The 14,973-nt window shown below is 68.4% G+C and carries 10 protein-coding genes and 2 pseudogenes; 6 read left to right on the forward strand and 6 right to left on the reverse strand.

Annotation, left to right across the window (positions count from 1 at the left end; genetic code table 11):
- Positions 1–15: 15 nt before the first annotated feature.
- Positions 16–1,246, reverse strand: a pseudogene (ilvA, locus tag L6444_RS16195) (threonine ammonia-lyase).
- Between ilvA and L6444_RS16200 the strand changes: the two are divergent.
- Positions 1,146–1,361, forward strand: coding sequence for a hypothetical protein (locus tag L6444_RS16200; RefSeq protein WP_236984641.1), 216 nt, complete (start codon positions 1,146–1,148; stop codon positions 1,359–1,361). The pseudogene ilvA and the gene L6444_RS16200 sit on opposite strands and share 101 nt — an antisense overlap.
- Here the strand turns inward: L6444_RS16200 and L6444_RS16205 are convergent.
- From L6444_RS16205 to L6444_RS16215, 3 genes are all read right to left on the reverse strand, one after another.
- Entirely contained in the window at positions 1,336–1,596 is a 261-nt protein-coding gene (locus L6444_RS16205) for a hypothetical protein (protein WP_236975483.1), read from the reverse strand. The two genes, L6444_RS16200 and L6444_RS16205, sit on opposite strands and share 26 nt — an antisense overlap.
- A 77-nt stretch (positions 1,597–1,673) precedes the next feature.
- Positions 1,674–2,111, reverse strand: a complete 438-nt coding sequence (locus L6444_RS16210) for a nitroreductase family deazaflavin-dependent oxidoreductase (RefSeq protein ID WP_236975485.1) — start codon at positions 2,109–2,111, stop codon at positions 1,674–1,676.
- A 27-nt stretch (positions 2,112–2,138) separates the two neighbouring features.
- Positions 2,139–4,013 carry a lysophospholipid acyltransferase gene (locus L6444_RS16215; RefSeq protein WP_236975487.1) on the reverse strand — a complete coding sequence of 625 codons (1,875 nt, stop codon included), beginning with the start codon at positions 4,011–4,013 and terminating at the stop codon, positions 2,139–2,141.
- A 157-nt stretch (positions 4,014–4,170) separates the two neighbouring features.
- Between L6444_RS16215 and L6444_RS16220 the strand changes: the two genes are divergently transcribed.
- Positions 4,171–5,004 carry a class I SAM-dependent methyltransferase gene (locus L6444_RS16220; protein WP_236975489.1) on the forward strand — a complete coding sequence of 278 codons (834 nt, stop codon included), beginning with the start codon at positions 4,171–4,173 and terminating at the stop codon, positions 5,002–5,004.
- 316 nt (positions 5,005–5,320) lie between these two features.
- On the opposite strand, the gene dnaE is transcribed toward L6444_RS16220, so the two are convergent.
- On the reverse strand, positions 5,321–8,860 hold the full coding sequence (dnaE, locus tag L6444_RS16225; RefSeq protein ID WP_236975491.1) for a DNA polymerase III subunit alpha: 3,540 nt from the start codon (positions 8,858–8,860) through the stop codon (positions 5,321–5,323).
- Positions 8,861–9,083: 223 nt separating this feature from the next.
- A complete protein-coding gene (locus tag L6444_RS16230; RefSeq protein ID WP_236975493.1) occupies positions 9,084–9,515 on the reverse strand; it encodes a type II toxin-antitoxin system Rv0910 family toxin in 432 nt (143 codons plus the stop codon).
- Positions 9,516–9,573: 58 nt separating this feature from the next.
- On the opposite strand from L6444_RS16230, the pseudogene L6444_RS31160 reads away from it, so the two are divergent.
- From L6444_RS31160 to L6444_RS16250, 4 genes and pseudogenes are all read left to right on the forward strand, one after another.
- Positions 9,574–10,401, forward strand: a pseudogene (locus L6444_RS31160) (serine/threonine-protein kinase); the annotation flags it as partial.
- Positions 10,402–10,822: 421 nt separating this feature from the next.
- A complete protein-coding gene (locus L6444_RS31165) occupies positions 10,823–11,422 on the forward strand; it encodes an NHL repeat-containing protein (RefSeq protein WP_236975495.1) in 600 nt (199 codons plus the stop codon).
- The gene (locus L6444_RS30665; RefSeq protein WP_289624887.1) at positions 11,419–13,281 is read left to right on the forward strand and encodes a serine/threonine-protein kinase; all 1,863 of its coding nucleotides are present in this window, start codon (positions 11,419–11,421) and stop codon (positions 13,279–13,281) included. The genes L6444_RS31165 and L6444_RS30665 overlap by 4 nt, the downstream gene beginning before the upstream one ends.
- Positions 13,281–14,960, forward strand: a complete 1,680-nt coding sequence (locus L6444_RS16250) for a hypothetical protein (RefSeq protein WP_236975497.1) — start codon at positions 13,281–13,283, stop codon at positions 14,958–14,960. Before L6444_RS30665 ends, L6444_RS16250 begins: the two co-directional genes overlap by 1 nt.
- Positions 14,961–14,973: the final 13 nt, after the last annotated feature.

A 14,973-nucleotide genomic window follows, 5' to 3' on the forward strand; every position in this document is an offset into this window, starting at 1 on the left:
CCGCGAGCCAATCGGCTACAGCAGCAGATACCGGTAGGCCGGCGAACCCGGCAGCAGCGTTTCGACGTGCATGTCGGTGGTCCGCATCCGGTTCAGCAGCCCGTCGAGGTCCGCCGCCGAACCAAGCTGAATGCCGACCAGCGCCTCGCCGGTCTCGCGGTTGTTGCGCTTGACGTACTCGAACAGCGTGATGTCGTCGTTGGGGCCGAGCACCTCGGCGAGGAACCGCCGCAGCGCACCGGGTTCCTGCGGGAAATCCACCAGGAAGTAATGCTTGAGGCCCAGGTGCACCAGTGACCGCTCCTGCACCTCGCCGTAGCGGGAGACATCGTTGTTGCCGCCCGAGATCAGGCACACCACCGTGGACCCGGGCTCGACCTGCGCTTCCAGCAGCCCGGCCACCGACAGCGCGCCGGCCGGCTCGGCGATGATGCCTTCGTTCTGATACAGGTCGAGCATCGCGGTGCACACCGCACCCTCGTCGACCGTCGTAATCGACACCATGTCGCCGGCGGCGGCCAGTGCGGCGTACGGCAGCGTGCCCGCGCGGGCCACCGCGGCGCCGTCGACGAACTGGTCGACGTGATCCAGCGTCACCGGCTCACCCGCCGCCAGCGCGGCCATCATCGCGGCGGCCCCGGCCGGCTCGATCCCCAGAACCGAAGTGCCGGTGGTCCGTTCGGCCAGATAGGTGGTGATGCCGGCGATGCAACCGCCCCCGCCGACCGGGACCACGACCAGATCGGGCTCGACGTCCAGCGCATCCAGGATCTCCAGGGCGATGGTGCCCTGACCGGCCATGGTGCGCAGGTCGTCGTAGGGCGGCACCAGCGTCGCGCCGGTGCGCGCCACGTCGTCGCGCGCAGCCTCGGCGGCCCGGTCGTAGGTGGACCCGCCGACGATCAGCTCGATGAATTCCCCCGCCGTGATAGCGGATCCGGTCCCGCTTCTGCTTCGGCGTCTTGGCCGGCACATACACGCGGCCGTGCACGCCGAGCGACCGGCAGGCGTAGGCGAAGCCCTGCGCGTGATTACCGGCCGAGGAACACACCACGCCGGCGGCCAGCTCCTCGTCGGACAGCTGTACCAGCAGGTTGTAGGCGCCGCGCAGCTTGTAGGACCGCACGATCTGCAGGTCTTCGCGTTTGAGGAAGACCTCGGCGCCGGTGATCTCCGACAACCGGTCGCTGTGCTGCAGCGGCGTGGGCGTCACCACCGGCGCTATCCGCTTCGCCGCCGCCTCGATGTCGGCCGCGGACAGCGGCGGCAGCGACGGGCTGGTGCTCAGTTCGGCGGACACCGGTCAATGGTGCCACGCGTGGTGGGCTCAGTCGCTCAGCAGGGATCGCCAGGAGGAGTGAAGTACGGAACACCTTCGACGGTGTAGCAGGGTTGCTCGCCCAGGACGTACGGGTGGTCCGACGCGGCGATCGCGGCGCCTGCGGCGACGTCGCCGGCGATGTTGGTACAGCCACCGACGGCGACGTGGCGGCCGTCGGCGCCGGCACAGATGTCGGCGCGAGCGGCCGGCGTGGCTGCCAGCGGCGCCAGAGCAAGGGCTCCGACGGTCAACAGTGCACCCAGCATTTTCTTCATCGGGACCTCCTTGGGGCTACCTTGCCGCAGACCCTACCCAGTCGCCGCCGGACTTGACCGCCGAATTTGCCCGAAAGTCAATTTACCGGTGTGAGTACGAACACCGGGATCTGGCGGTCCGTCTTCTCCTGGTAGTCGGCGTAGTCCGGAAACGCCTGCACGGCACGCTCCCACCAGGTGGCCTTTTCGTCGCCGAACACCTCGCGGGCGTCGTAGTCGCGGGTGACCGAGCCGTCCTGCAACTCGACCCGGGGATTCTTCTTGATGTTGTAGTACCAGACCGGGTTTTTCGGGGCACCGCCGAGCGAGGCGACCACCGCGTACTCGCCGTCGTGTTCGACCCGCATCAGCGGGGTCTTGCGGAGCTTGCCCGATTTCGCGCCGACGGTGGTCAACACGATGATCGGCATGCCCTTCATGTCGGCGGCCTGCGCGCCGCCGGACTCGATGTATTTCTCGGCTTGTTCTCTGGCGAATTCCCACGGGCTGGGCTCGTACTCCCCTTTTAATGGCATGCCGACCACTTTATGCGCGCGCCGGTGTTACACCCCGAAGGTCTGGCGCCTGGCGATCTCGGCGATCACGTTGACGCGTCGGGCCGCGGTGGCGATCTCGTCGGCGAACTCCTGCCGGCGCTTGGCCAGGTCGGCTTGATCGGCACCATCGATGAGTTCGCGGTGCCGGGCCAGCCGCAGCGCGGTCTTGAACAACTCCATCGACCGGGATTCGGCGTTGGCGATGCGCCGTTGCAGCTCCCACTGCTTGCCCACCTCGAGGCACTCGGTCAGGAACCTGTCCTCCTCCAGCGGCTCGTCCTCGAGCGCGGCCAGCCGGTCGGCGACGATGTGGTAGGCGTCCAGGAACGGCCGCAGCACCAGATGCGCCAGCAGCAGATCAGCAGACTCCAGCAACCGACCCACCTCGGCCGCGCTCACCTCCTTGCTGGTGTCCACCGGCCCGATCAACCGCACCTCGTCGGCGAGCTCCCGCTCGAATTGCGCACGCCCGGAGAACAGGAATTCGAACTTCAGCAACTCCCGCAACCGCAGTGCCTCGTCTCGTACCGCCGAAGGTGCCACCAGGCCGTCAGCCGCATCCTCTGAGGCCGCCAACAGCGCCAGCTCGGCGATGGCGCGGTCGACCAGGATGTGGATCGCGGTGTTGCGGTAGAACGCCGCCACCAGATGCTGGTCGGCGCCAATCCCCCACACCGCCTCGGTGCCGGCGTCGTACACGCTCACTACGCCGGAGGCCACCATCTGGTGCAGGGTCCAGCGGATCAGCGACTTGTTCGTCAGGTCCGCTGCCCCGGCCACCGCCCAGTCGCGGGCGGCGATGTAGCTGGCCAGCGGCCGCACCGTGGCCAGCACCTCGCTGATGGACAGCGACCGGTCGGCACCGAGCAGCGCCAGGCTCACCACGGCGGTGGGCGTGACGGGGGTGGCGCGGTTGATCCGGTGTTCGACGTCCAGCGCGATGCGTTCCACGACGGTCTCGGTGCCCGACGGGTCGGCCCGCAGTTCCTCGAGCCGCTTGCGCAGTGGCAATGGCTCGCCGAAGTCCAGATAGGCGCGGCCCAGCCGCTCGCCCTGCTGGCGGGACAGCCGGACCAGAAACCGCAGGTCCTCCGGGCGCTTGGTGGCGCCGTAGGCCTCGGTGGTCATCGCCTCCACCTCGTGCAGCTGGTCGTACACAATGGAGGTCGGCACCAAATACACTTCGGGACCGTCGATTTCGTCGACGGCGTCGGTGAGATAGCGCAGGATGCCGAACACCGGGGGACGCAGCTTGCCGGTGCGGGTGCGACCGCCCTCGATCGACCAGGTCAGGTTGGTGTGGTCCTGGACGAGTTGGGCGGTGTAGGCGCGCAGCACGAACCGGTAGATCGGGATGTCCTTGGTCTGGCGGCGGATGAAGATCGTCCCGGTGCGCTTGGCGAAGGGGCCCATCGGGAAGAAGTTCAGGTTCGCCCCGCCGAAGGTGAACGCCGCCGAGAGCCGGTTGGCGGCGATCTCCTCGGGCAGCAGCATGCCGTCCAGATACGAGCGGTGCGAGAACGCGAACGCCAGCGTGGCCTTGCGATCCAGTTTGCGCAGGCCGGCGATCTGGTCCTCGTCGACCAGCACGTCGTAGGCCCGCATCAGCCAGCGGCTGAACCGGCGCCAGGCGTGGACGGCGCGATCGTCCAGCGAGGCCGCCACCTCACGCAGGTAACCGGCCGCCTCCACCCGCACGCTCTCGGGATCGCGGCCCAGTTCGTCGGCCAGGGCATCGAGGCGCTGGGTGAACCATTGCGCTTTGAGCAGCCGGGTGACCGCCTCCGAATCGGTCGCCAGCGGCGTGGTGGATTCTTCGACAATCCCCGTGCGCTGCAACAGTTTTCGCACTCCGGCTCGACCGGCTTCGCCTGCAGTCATCGTTGTCTCCTGTTCAGGCCGGCGTGGCGTCGGGCCCCTGAAAGTGCGCCAGTGCGCTGGAAAGCCTCACCCATGGGAGCCGGACGCCGAGTCATTTCGTGAGCCTACGTCTGCGGCGACAGGCCGCGGAACAGTACACCGGCGTAGGTTGGCGACGATGGGGCAAAATGTTAGCGGCCTTTCGCCGCTGGAACAGACGGCACTGCTCACCGAATACGCCCGCGCACTGGACAGCCGGTGGGTTCGACCGATTCTCGGCGACAGCCTGGCCGATCGGGTGGTCGGCGAAATCGACTACGACTTCGCCGGACTGGGGGTCAGCACGAGTGTGGTATGCCAGTCGGCGCTGCGGGCCAAGATGCTGGACGACAGGGTGCGTGCGTTCACCGCCGAGCATCCGGACGCCGTCGTGGTGGACCTTGGCGCCGGGATCGATTCCGGCCCTTCGCGGGTACTGCCGCCCGCGACGGTGGACTGGTACAGCGTCGACCTGCCGAATGTGATCGCCTTGCGCGAAGCGGTGTTGCCGACGGGCGAACGGTGGCATTCGATCGCCGCATCGGTCGCCGATCCCGACTGGCCATTGAGCATTCCGAGTGGCCGGCCGACCATGGTGATCGCCGACGGCCTTTTCGCGTTCCTGTCCGAGTCGGTGCTGGTGAGCGTCTTCCGCCGCATCACCGAGCACTTCGCCTGCGGCGAGTTGGCGTTCAACGACTACGGCCGGATCGGCTGGGTCAGCCGGCTCGCCGTGAAAGTGTTGCCGCAGCAGATGTTCAAGAGCGTCGGTGCCCAATGGGGCTATGCGGGTTTCAAGGACGCCCGCGTGCCCGAATCGTGGAATCCGCGGTTGACGTTGGTGGAGGAGGCCAGCCTCACCCACGAGCCCGAGGTGGAGCTGTTCCCGCGCTGGATTCGGTTGGCCACCAAGGCATCCGGCAAGTTTCCGGCCAGCGCACGGAAGGCGCGGATACTGCGCTACCGGTTCTGACGGTTCGCGGCGGCGTGACGGCTCGGCGTCCCGCGCCCGCGCTCGGGGCCGAGCGTCACGCCAGCGCAGCGCTCGGGGCCGACCGTCACGCCAGCGCAACGGCTCGGGGCCGAGCGGCGAATTTCGTCGCAGGATGCACACTCGGCGGGAAGTGGCCGGCGCGCTGCGCGCGCTGCGGCCGGCCGGCCTGGAATGTCTGCAGAAAGTGGCTTGCGAACGGGGACGCGAGGGCGCGAAACCGCACGCTCGGCGCGAGGGCGCGGGCAGTGCCCGCGCGCGTAGCCCGCACGACGGGTGAAGGCGAGGCGCGCCGACCCTAGCTGCCCAGGCACCCCGGACCGAGCAGCTCCTTGAGGTCCCCCATCAGGGCCGGCGACGGCGTCACCCGCAAAGACTGATCCAGCTCCAGCGTGGTGATCTTCTCTCCGCTGATCAGCCGCAGATGCACCTGCGAGGTGCCGGGGTGCCGCGCCAGCACCTGCTTGAGGGCGCTGACCTTGTCCACGGTGCACTGCCGTGTCGGCAGGCTCACCGCCAGCGGCCGATTCGGCTGTGCGTTGGAAAAGTCCGGCACCACAAGCTCGTTGGCGATCAGGCTGATGCGGTCGTCGCGGATCGCCACCTTGGCGCTGACCAGCACCACCGCGTCGTCGGCGATGTCACCGCCGAAGGTGGAGTAGGTGTGCGGGAAGAACATCACCTCGATACCGCCGGTCAGGTCCTCCAATTGCGCTGACGCCCAAGGCATTCCATTCTTATTGACCCGGCGGTTCACCGACGCCAGAATGCCGCCGACGCGTACCTGCGCGTCGTTGGGCACGTCCCCGTCCAGGATCGCCGGGATGGCGGTGTCGACCTGGGTGGCCAGCAGGTGGGCCACCCCGTTGAGCGGGTGGCCGGATACGTACAGGCCCAGCATCTCTCGCTCCAGCGCGAGCTTGTGCTTATCCTCCCACTCGTCCTCGGGAACCTTGATGGTGAAGACGGAGTCGCCGCCGCCTTCCCCGTCCGAGCCGCCGAACAGGTCGAACTGCCCCATCGCCTCGGCCTTCTTGGTGCCCAGCACCGAATCCACGGCATCGGTGTGCACCAGAAACAGCCCCTTGCGGGCGTGCCCGAGCGAGTCGAACGCCCCGGCTTTGATCAGCGACTCGGTGACCTTCTTGTTGCAGGCCGAGATGTCGATCTTGTTCAGATAGTCCGAGAAGTCGGTGAACTTGCCCTTGTCGTTGCGGGTGCCGATCAGCGAGGAAACCACGTTGGCGCCGACGTTGCGCACCGCGCCGAGGCCGAACCGGATGTCGTTGCCCACCGAGGCGAAGTTCTGCACCGACTCGTTGACGTCGGGCGGCAACACCGTGATGCCCAGCCGACGGCAGTCCGCGAGGTAGACGGCGGCCTTGTCCTTGTCGTCGCCCACGGAAGTCAGCAGGCCCGCCATGTACTCGCCGGGATAGTTGGCCTTCAGGTAGGCCGTCCAGTAGGACACCAGCCCGTAGCCCGCGGCGTGCGACTTGTTGAACGCATACCCGGCGAACGGAAGGATGGTGTCCCACAACGCTTTCACCGCTTTCTCGGAGAAACCGTTGTTGGTCATGCCTTCGTAGAAACCCTTGTACTCCGCCTCGAGCACCTCGAGCTTCTTCTTACCCATCGCCTTGCGCAGCGCGTCGGCCTTACCCATGGTGTAGGAGGCGACTTTCTGCGCGATGAACATGATCTGCTCTTGGTAGACGATCAAACCGTAAGTCTCGGAGAGGATTTCGCGCAGCGGCTCCTCGAGTTCGGGATGGATGGGCTTGATCGCCTGACGGCCGTTCTTGCGGTCGGCGTAGTCGTTGTGCGCATTCATCCCCATCGGGCCCGGCCGGTAGAGTGCCAGCACGGCGACGATGTCGTTGAACTCGGTGGGTTGCATGCGGCGCAGCAGGTCGCGCATCGGTCCACCGTCGAGCTGGAACACGCCCAGGGTGTCGCCGCGGCCCAGCAGCTCGTAGGTGGGCTTGTCGTCCAGCGGCAGCGATTCCAGGTCGAGGTCGATCCCCCGATTGGCCCTGATGTTCTCGATGGCGTCGCCGATGATCGTCAGGTTCCGCAGACCGAGGAAGTCCATTTTCAGCAGGCCGATGGCCTCACACGACGGGTAGTCCCAGCCGGTGATGATGGCGCCGTCCTGCGGCCGTTTCCACAGCGGGATCGCCTCGGTCAGCGGCTCGCTGCTCATGATCACCGCACACGCGTGCACGCCGGCGTTGCGGATCAACCCCTCTAGGCCACGCGCGGTCTGGTAGATGGTGCGCACGTCGGGGTCGGTCTCGATCAGGCCGCGCACCTCGGCGGCTTCCTTGTAGCGTTCGTGGCTCGGGTCGGTGATGCCCGACAACGGGATGTCCTTGGCCATGATCGGCGGCGGCAGTGCCTTGGTGATCCGGTCGGCGATCGCAAAACCGGGCTGCCCGTAGTGAATTCGCGCCGAATCCTTCAGCGCCGCTTTGGTTTTGATGGTGCCGAAGGTGATGACCTGGGCCACCCGGTCCGATCCCCACTTGTCGGCGGCGTAGCGCACCATCTCGCCGCGCCGACGGTCGTCGAAGTCGATGTCGATATCGGGAGCCGACGGACGCTCCGGGTTGAGGAACCGCTCGAACAGCAGACCGTGCGGGATGGGGTCGATGTTGGTGATGCCCATCGCGTAGGCCACCAGCGAACCGGCCGCCGAACCGCGGCCCGGCCCGACCCGGATGTCGACGGACTTCGCGTAGTTGATCAGGTCGGCGACGATCAGGAAGTAGGCCGGAAAACCCTTGTCGCAGATGACTTTGATCTCGTAGTCGGCCCGGTCGAGGTACTCCTGGGCGACGCCGTCGGGGAAGCGGCGCGCCAGGCCGGCCATCACCTCGTGGCGCAGCCACGACGCCTGGTCGTGGCCCTCGGGCACCGGGAAGATCGGCATCCGGTCGCGTGGCGTCCACACGTCGGCGTAGGACTGCACCCGCTCGGCGATCAGCAGGGTCGAGTCGCAGGCGCCGGGCACCTCGTCGTCCCAGAGTTGGCGCATCTCGGCGGCGGACTTGAGGTAGTAGCCGTCGCCGTCGAACTTGAACCGGTTGGGGTCCGAGAGCGTCTTGCCGGTCTGCACACACAGCAGCGCTTCGTGGTTGTGCGAGGCGTCGCGGGTGACGTAGTGACAGTCGTTGGTGGCCAGCGGCGGGATGCCGAGCTTGCGCCCGATGTCGAGCAGGCCCTCCCGGACCCGCTGCTCGATGGACAGGCCGTGGTCCATCAGCTCGAGGAAGAAGTTCTGGGCGCCGAAGATCTCGCGCCACTTGGCGGCCGACTCGAGCGCTTCGCGCTCATGGCCCAGCCGCAGCCGGGTCTGCACTTCACCGGACGGGCATCCGGTGGTGGCGATGATGCCTTCGGCGTGTTCGGCGATCAGTTCGGCGTCCATGCGCGACCACTTGCCCAGCTGACCTTCGAAGGAGGCCAGCGACGACAACTTGAACAGGTTGCGCAGACCGGTGGCGTTCTCGGCCATCATCGTCATGTGCGTGTAGGAGCCGCTGCCGGACACGTCGTCGGATTTCTGGCTGGGGTCACCCCAGGTGATGCGGCGGGTGTCGAAGCGCGAACCGGGCGCGATGTAGGCCTCGACGCCGATGATCGGCTTGATCCCGACTTTGGTGGCCGAGTTGTAGAACTCGCTGGCGCCGAACATGTTTCCGTGGTCGGTCATGCCGATCGCGGGCATTTCCAGCCGCTGCGCCTCGGCCAGCATGGGGCTGATCTTCGCGGCACCGTCGAGCATGGAGTACTCGGTGTGGTTGTGCAGGTGCACGAAGGATGACTCGCTCATAGGGACGCAAGTCTAGGACGGTCCGCCGACACGCTCCGGGCGTGTCGCAGAGCGTGTCCCGACCCTTTGTTCACACCAGAAACAGTGGCCACAACAGCGTCGGATGGAGCACCTCGGTGGCCGATACGCATCGGCGGTTGACTCTGCGTCCACGGCGCAAAAGATCGAGTGGCACGCGCCCGGTGCGCAGAGTCAACACCGCCGCAGCGGCGGCAAGCCGCGTCTACGCGTACTTCTCGACGAAGTTGCGCAGCGACTTCTCCACGTCGCCTCTGACGGCGCGCGCCGCCGCGGAGCCGACCGGGCCGAACAGCGCACGCCCGCCCAGATCCAGACGCAGTCCCATGGTCGACCCCTCGTCGCGCGGGGTGACCGTGACGCGCACGCCGTACTTCGCTCCGCCCTTGCCGTCTCCGGACATCGCGACCTCGTGCGGCGGATCCCACTTGGTCACCGTCCAGGTCACCCTGTTGCGCAGACCCTTGGATTTCGCCACGCCGACGACCTGGGTGCCCTCCCCGATCTCCTCGGGCACGTCGCTGCGCCACCCCTCGTGCATGATGAGCCACTCGTTCAGCTTGGACAGGTCCGACACGTGCAACCACATGTCCTGGGGGCTCATCGGGACGTCGGAACTCAACTCAACGGAGGCCATCGGATCACCCTAACCGCGCCGATGTGAACCCCGATACGCTCTGCGGCAAAGTGGAGGGGTGGTAGTGGACCAGGATCGGGCGGGCACGCAATTCGGCCCCTACCGGCTGATCCGGCTGCTCGGCAGCGGCGGATACGGCGAGGTGTACGAAGCCGAGGACACCGCGATGCACCGCGTGGTGGCGCTGAAACTGTTGAGCAGCACCTATTCGCAGAACCCGGTGTTCCGCGAACGGCTGTTCCGCGAGGCCCGCACCGCCGGGCGGCTGCGCGAGCCGCACGTGCTGCCGATCCACAGTTGTGGGGAGATCGACGGCCAGGTCTACCTCGATATGCGACTGGTGCGCGGCGTGGATCTCGACACCCTCTTGCAACGAGAAGGCCCGCTGGACCCGGCGCGCGCGGTCGCCATCGTCGAACAGGTGGCCGGCGCGCTCGATGCGGCACACGCCGAATCGGTGATCCACCGCGACGTCAAACCGGCCAACATCCTGCTCTCCGGCAACGACTTCGCCAGCCTGGTCGACTTCGGTCTGGCCAACGCCGCCGGCGACGCCCGCCTGACCCGGCCCGGCAAGGCGGTCGGCACCTTCGATTACGTTGCCCCCGAACGGCTCAACGGCTCCGCGGTCGACCACCGCTGCGACGTCTACGCGCTGGCCTGCGTCCTGTATGAGTTGGTCACCGGCACGACGCCGTACGCCGACTACCAGGATCTGCCGGCGCTGATGAATGCGCAGCTGAGCGCTCCGATCCCCCGCGCCAGCGAGCGGCGGGCCGGCCTGCCGCCCGAGCTGGACGACGTCATCGCCCGCGGCATGGCCAAGGATCCCGCCGCGCGGTACCCCAGCGCCGGAGAGCTGGCCTCCGCCGCCCGGCTCGCGCTGGGGCAGACGCCGTCGACCCCCACCGGCTCCGACGACCCAGCCGTGGAGCACCCCGGCCGGGCAACTCCCGGGTCCCGCCCGGCCCGCCGGCCGAAAACCACGCCGCCGCACCGTGATCGCCCTGGCCGCGGCCGCTTTCGTCGCCGCCGCCGTCGCAGCCGCGGTGTTCGCAGTCGTGCACCGGTCCGCTCCCAGCAACTCCGCGGCCGCCACGCCCCGCCCCTCGTCGACGGTGCCGACCACCCTGCAGTTTCCCCGCGATGCCGCGGGCCCGGGGGGTCGCCGTCGACGGCGCCGGCAACGTATACGCCACCGAACTGGGCAAGCACGCCCCCGAGGGCCGCGTGCTCAAGCTGGCGCCCGGTCGAAGCGCGCCCGCCGAGCTGACGTTCGGGGAAATCTATGCCGAGGGGGGGTCGCGGTGGATGCGGCGGGCAACGTCTACATCGCGGACTTGAACGGACCCGCGGTGTGGAAACTGCAACCCGGCGCGCGCGGTCCGACGCGGGTGCCGTTCGGGCACCTCAGCGGCCCGGTCGGGGTGGCGGTAGCCAAGGACGGCAGCGTCTACGTCACCGACCCGGGTTCGCGGCAAGTGCTCAAGCTGCCCGCCGGGGCGAGCAGTCCCACGGCGCTGATGCCGACCACACCGCTCAACGCCCCGGTGGGAATCGCGGTGGACGGCGACGGCAACCTCTACTTCACCGACAGCGGCGACCGTCGGGTGCTGAAGCTGCCGCCGGGCTCGGACACCCCGGTGGAGCTGCCCTTCCCCGGGCTGCAGGCGCCGTACGGTGTCGCGGTCGACAGCAGGGGGAACGTGTACGTCACCGACATGGAGGGCCGCAAGGTGCTCAAGCTGGCCGCCGGGACCGCACTGGCCACGCCGGTCAACGTCGCCGCGCTGAACTACCCCTTCGGCGTCGCGGTCGACAAGAACGGTGACCTGTACGTCGTGGACTGCCACCGCAGCGACGACTGCGCCAACGGCAAGGTTCTGCAACTGGGGACCACCCCGTGACGGGTCCGGCCGGGGACGCCGGCACCCCGAGTCCGGCCTGGTCACGTGCGGGTTCGCGATTCGGACCGTACGTGTTGCACCGGCTGCTGGGCAGCGGCGGCTTCGGTGAGGTCTACGCCGCCGAAGACACGGTGATGCACCGCACGGTCGCCTTGAAGCTGCTCTCCCCCACCTACTCACGCAACCCGGCGTTCCGGGAACGGCTGTTCCGGGAGGCCCACACCGCAGGGCGGCTGCACGATCCGCACGTGGTGCCCATCCACGGCTGCGGTGAGATCGACGGTCAGCTCTACATCGACATGCGGCTCATCGACGGCACCGATCTGCAAACCGTGCTGGACCGCGGCGGCGCCATGCCCCCCGCGCGGGCGGTCCACATCATCCGGCAGATCGCCTCGGCGCTGGACGCTGCGCACGCCGAGACGGTGATCCACCGCGACGTCAAACCGGGCAATATTCTGCTGGGCCGCAACGACTTCGCCTGCCTGGTCGATTTCGGCCTGGCCAACGCCGCCACCGACAACAAGCTCACCAGCGAAGGCACCACCATCGGTTCCTTCGCCTACCTCGCCCCCGAACGGCTCGTCTCCGGCCAGGTCACGCCCGGCGCCGACATCTACGCACTGGCGTGCGTGCTCTACGAATGCCTGACCGGCTCGGCGCCCTACGCGGGCCGCACCGAGATCCCGGCCATCATCGCGGCACACCTGAACACCCCGCCGCCGCGGCCCAGCCAGATGCGGCCGGGCATTCCATCCGGGTTCGATGACGTCATCGCCCGCGGGATGGCCAAGGAGCCGTCGGCCCGCTACCACAGCGCGGGCGAACTGGGCGCCGCCGCCCAGCGTGCCCTGCAGACTGCCCCGCCCAACTCCGACTGGGCCGCCCAAACCGCTGCGGCGCCGACGGTGGAGCAACCGATCGAGCGGCCACAGCCGCGCCCCGCGAAGTCCCGTCGCCGCACCCTGCTCGTCCTTGCCGCGCTCACCGTCGTCGCCGCAGCCGTGGTCACCTCGGTGGTGCTGATGGGTGACCGGGCCTCCGAGCGCAGCACCGCACCGGCGGCGCAGACCAGCACCGCCCCCGCCCCGCCGAGCAGCACCGCGCCGGCGTTGAACGCTGTTCGGCTGCCGGTGATCGGCATGGGCGAACTGGTCGGCGTGGCCATCGGTGGAGACGGGGCGGTGTATTTTGCCGACAGCAGCGCCGCCCGCATCTACCAACTCGCCCCCAACGCCGCCGCACCGGTGGAGCTGCCCCTCCGCGGACTCACCAGGCCGCAATACGTAGGCGTGGATGCGGCCGGCGCAGTGTACGTTTCTGATCTGTTGAGCGCGGGCAACGGCAGAGTCGTGAAATTGGACCGGGGCGCCACCACCGCCACGGAGCTGCCGTTCGGGCGCATGATTCCGACGGGGGTGACCGTGGACAGCGCCGGAAACCTCTATGTGACCTCGGTAGACCAGGTCTACAAGCTCGCGGCCGGGGCGACGGCTCCCGTCGTGCTTCCGTTCGGCCCGGGGCCGTTCGAGGGCGTCGCGGTGGACAACTCCGGGAATGTCTACGCCCAGCAGCTGGGCAGGGTACTCAAACTCGCCCCCGATGCGACCAGCCCGGCCCAACTGCCGTTCGGGCAGATCGGCCGTGGACAGGGCATCGCGGTGGACAGCCAGGGGACCGTCTTTGTCATCGACAACGCCGCCAACATGGGACGCCTGCTCAAGCTTCCGGCCGGCGCCACGTCACCAAGCCTGGTGGCCGCTCCGGAGACCCAGTCGTTCGGCGGCATCGCGATCGACAAGGCGAACTTCGTCTATCTGACCGAATACAACCGGCTGCTCAGGCTCGGAGCCGGTTGATGACGGCGGGCGGGCAGACCAGCGACCTGAAAACCGTACTGGCGCAGCACGGCCGGCTGGATCCCAGGCGCGCCGTCGACGTGGTGCGCGCCGTGGCGGCGGCCGTCGACGACGCGCACGCCCGACACGGCGTGCACCGCAACGTCTCCACGGCCACCATCCTGCTTGCCGGCGACGGGTCGGTCTATCTGGCCGACGCCGGCGGCCCCACGCCCTCGACCGATCACACTCGCGCGCTCGTCGTCAACACCGCGGCCACCTACCGGGCCGACATCCGCGCGCTGGCCGCCGTGCTTTACGAATGCCTCACCGGGCATCCGCCGAGTCCGGTGCCGCCCGGCGCAACGGTGCCACGCCCCAGCGAACGGTGCGCCGACCTGCCCGCCGCGCTGGACGACGTGGTGGCCCGAGGGTTGGCCGCCGACCCCGCTGAATGCTTTCGCAGCGCCACCGAGTTGGCCGCCGCCGCTCAACGCGCGCTGCTCGAAACACCGAGCGGCAGATCCACCATCCAGGTGGCCGCGCCCAGCGCCCCGTCCGAGGCGGCGACCCGAACATTCCAGCTGCCCCCGCGGGCGGAAGCAGCCGGACCCCGTGCACCGGGCCCGCCGCCGGCGGGCGTGTCCGCGCCCGGGCCTTATCCGCCGCAGCCCTGGACGGCGCCGCCGGCGCGGGTACGACGTCGGCGGCGGCTCGCTCCCGTCCTGGCTGCCGTCGCGATCGTGGTCGTGGTCGTCGCGGGCGCCATCGCCATCCCGCGACTGGTCGGTCACTCCGGGTCCGGCCCTACCGCTACGACCACCGTTCCGGCCCCCCGCAGGTACACCACGAACCCGGTCCAGCTGCCGTTCCCACCCCTCCAAACGACCAAAGGCTTGGCGGTGGATCTGGCCGGCAACGTCTACGCACTGGCCGGCCCGATGCCGTTCGCCGACGCCGGTCCGTTCGACTCGGCACCGCTGAAGCTGTACAAGCTCGCTCCGGGCGCAACCGATGCCACGGTGCTCGACATTGCGGACATGGATCTGCAGATGGCGTCCGACCTGACCACCGACTCGTCCGGCGCTCTGTACTACAGCAGCGGCGCACACGTCTATCTGTTGGAGCCGGGCAAATCAAACCCGATCCGGTTGCCGTTCCGGGGCTTCACGTTGATCACGGCCGTCACAACTGACCAGGCAACCAACACCTATGCGGTCGGCGGCCTGGCGCGCAAATCGTCGGGCAGCGACTACGGGGTGAAGAAGCTGCCGTTGGGCGAGAACGGGCCGACCGATCTGCCGTTCAAGAATCTGTACGTACCGCACGGAATCGGTGTCGACTCCGCCGGCAGCGTCTATGTCTCCACCACTGTTAAAGACGCCGGCAGGGGCTACGTTCTCAAACTCGCGCCGGGTGCGACGGAAGCCGAACCGCTCAAAATCCCGGGGCTCATCGACCCGAACCGGATTGTGCGGGACAGTCGCGGGGATGTCTTCATCGGCGACGGATTCGCCAGAGGATTCTTTCAGTTGCCCGCCGGCGGCGGCGCCCCGGTCAAGGTGCCGCTGGGCGCCAACACCGACGGTTTGGCAGTCGGTGCCGGGGACACGCTCTACGTTCTCACCTCGGCCCTGACTGACCGGTCGGGCCGGTTCGTGACCCCGGGACGGGTGCTCAAGTTCGCACCTGACGGTTAGGGTTCACGCCCAG

The organism is Mycobacterium kiyosense, assembly GCA_021654635.1.
In the GTDB taxonomy this organism is placed as follows: domain Bacteria; phylum Actinomycetota; class Actinomycetes; order Mycobacteriales; family Mycobacteriaceae; genus Mycobacterium; species Mycobacterium kiyosense.